This is a genomic window from Microbacterium sp. FG3, from assembly GCF_057809335.1.
In genome coordinates this window covers 1-2,195 of record NZ_JBMDJT010000067.1, presented here as the reverse complement: position 1 = coordinate 2,195, position 2,195 = coordinate 1, and the positions used below count along the sequence as shown (strand labels likewise).

2 protein-coding genes are annotated in these 2,195 nt (G+C 72.0%); one reads left to right on the top strand and one right to left on the bottom strand.

Annotated elements, in window-relative coordinates; genetic code table 11:
- Window positions 1–168 precede the first annotated feature (168 nt).
- Window positions 169–672: a DUF3145 domain-containing protein gene (locus tag ACODR5_RS13455; RefSeq protein ID WP_449854207.1), complete on the top strand. Its 504-nt coding sequence runs from the start codon at window positions 169–171 to the stop codon at window positions 670–672.
- 203 nt (window positions 673–875) lie between these two features.
- Here ACODR5_RS13455 and ACODR5_RS13450 read toward each other — a convergent pair whose 3' ends face one another.
- The gene (locus ACODR5_RS13450; RefSeq protein WP_449854206.1) at window positions 876–2,114 is read right to left on the bottom strand and encodes a beta-ketoacyl-[acyl-carrier-protein] synthase family protein; all 1,239 of its coding nucleotides are present in this window, start codon (window positions 2,112–2,114) and stop codon (window positions 876–878) included.
- Window positions 2,115–2,195: the final 81 nt, after the last annotated feature.

The window sequence follows — 2,195 nt, the reverse complement described above, 5'->3', positions numbered from 1 at the left end:
TTCTTACGTGAGGCACACGCTGCCGCTCCCGGACCTTTTACGCGAGTCAAGTCGCACGCTTGTGATTACCGCGGGCGTGGGCGATAATCGAGGCGCAACCGAACAGTTCTGTCAGCCGGATCGCCGGTCAGGTCGTAGGGGAAGACGTACCTGACGAACGGAGAGATCATGGCGACACCACAGGCGCGCGGGGTGGTCTACATCCACTCGGCGCCGAAAGCGCTGTGTCCGCACCTGGAATGGGCGGTCGGGCGGTCCCTCGGCCGCGCCGTCGCCTTCGACTGGGCGGACCAGCCGATGATGCCCGGCGCCCGCCGCGCCGAGTTCTACTGGGAGGGGCCGGCGGGCACCGGCGCCGCCCTCGCGACCGCCATCCGCGGCTGGGAGCACCTGCGGTTCGAGGTCTCGGAGGACCCGACGCCGCGAAGCGACGGCGGCCGCTGGATGCACACGCCCGACCTCGGCATCCACTACGCGCAGATGGACACGGCCGGGAACGTCGTCATCCCCGAGGACCGCATCCGCTACGCGATGGAGGTCGCCGCGGGCGACGCGTTCGAGCTGCAGCGCGAGCTGTCGATCGCGCTCGGCGCGGCGTGGGACGAGGAGCTCGAGCCGTTCCGCCACGCCAGCGACGAGGCGCCGGTGGTGTGGCTGCACAAGGTCGGCTGACGCCCCGCGCACACAGACTTGCGGCCGCCCGGTGAAGGATCCCGGGCGGCCGCAGTACGTTCGCTTGCTGTGGTCGCTTCATCTCCGCGGCTTCGCCGCTGACGTTCAGCAACCGGTCAACTCGAACCGATCACAGTGCGAGCGCGGAGCGCGAGGGTGGGGCCGCGAGTGCGGCCCCCCCGCAGCGCGAAGCGCGCGCAGATTCAGTCATAAGACGCGAAGGCGGCGACGGCGTTGTGGCCGCCGAAGCCGAACGAGTTGCTGATCGCCAGCTGCGGGCCCTCGCTCAGCGGCTGCGGCTGCGACGAGGCGCGCACGGGGATCTCCGGGTCCTGGTTCACGAGGTTGATGGTCGGGGGAGCGATGCGCTCCTTGACCGCCAGCACCGAGAACACCGACTCGATCGCGCCCGTGCCGCCCAGCAGGTGGCCCGTGGAGGCCTTCGTGGCCGAGATCGGGATCTCGTTCACGCGGTCGCCGAACACCGACTTCAGGGCGGCGTACTCGGCGACATCGCCCACCGGCGTGGACGTGGCGTGCGCATTGATGTGCGTGACGTCGTCCGGGGTCGCGCCGGCCTGTTCGAGCGCGAGCTTGACGGCGCGCGCGGCGCCCTGACCCGAGGGGTCGTTGGCCGTGATGTGGTACGAGTCGGCGGTGGTGCCGGCGCCGGCCAGGCGCGCGTAGATCTTCGCGCCGCGGGCCAGGGCGTGCTCCTCGGTCTCGAGGATGAGCACGGCGGCGCCCTCGCCCATGACGAAGCCGTCGCGGTCCGAGGTGAAGGGGCGCGACGCGGTCTCCGGCGAGTCGTTGCGGCGCGAGAGCGCCTGCATCGACGCGAACGAGGCGACGGTGATCGGGTGGATGGCCGACTCGGTGCCGCCCGCGATGACGATGTCGGCCAGGCCGAGCTGCATGTGCTCGTAAGCGCTCGCGATCGACTCGACGCTCGAGGCGCATGCCGACGCCACCGTGCGGGCGAAGGCGCGGGCGTTGAAGTGCAGCGACAGATTGCCGGCCGCCGCGTTCGGCATGAGCATGGGCACCGTCATCGGCATGACGCGGCGCGGGCCCTTCTCGCGCAGGGTGTCCCAGGCGTCCAGCAGCGTCCAGACGCCGCCGATGCCGGTGGCGAAGTCGACGCCGAGGCGCTCGGGCGCGACCTCGGGCGCGCCCGCGTCCTCCCAGGCCTCCATGGCCGCCACCATTGCGAACTGCGACGCGGGGTCGAGTCGCTTCGCGACGGGGCGCGCGAGCACCTCCTCGGGCCGCACGATGGCCTCAGCGGCGAAGGTGACGGGGAGCTGGTACTCCTCGACCCAGTCGTGCTCCAGCGGGCGGGCGCCGGAGGCGCCGGCGAGCAGGTTCTGCCAGTTCTCGGGAGCCGTGCCGCCGATGGCCGACGTGGCGCCGATTCCGGTCACGACGATGCGCTTGGTCATGGTGTGGTTCCTCGATCCGGGACTGTCGCGGGGGGGGGGGGGGGGGGGGGGGGGGGGGGGGGGGGGGGGGGGGGGGGGGGG

What these genes read in the sequence shown, in the direction of transcription:
- ACODR5_RS13455 (WP_449854207.1), top strand. Translation starts at nt 169, where the DNA reads ATGGCGACACCACAGGCGCGCGGGGTGGTCTACATCCACTCGGCGCCG.
- ACODR5_RS13450 (WP_449854206.1), bottom strand. Translation starts at nt 2,114, where the DNA reads ATGACCAAGCGCATCGTCGTGACCGGAATCGGCGCCACGTCGGCCATC.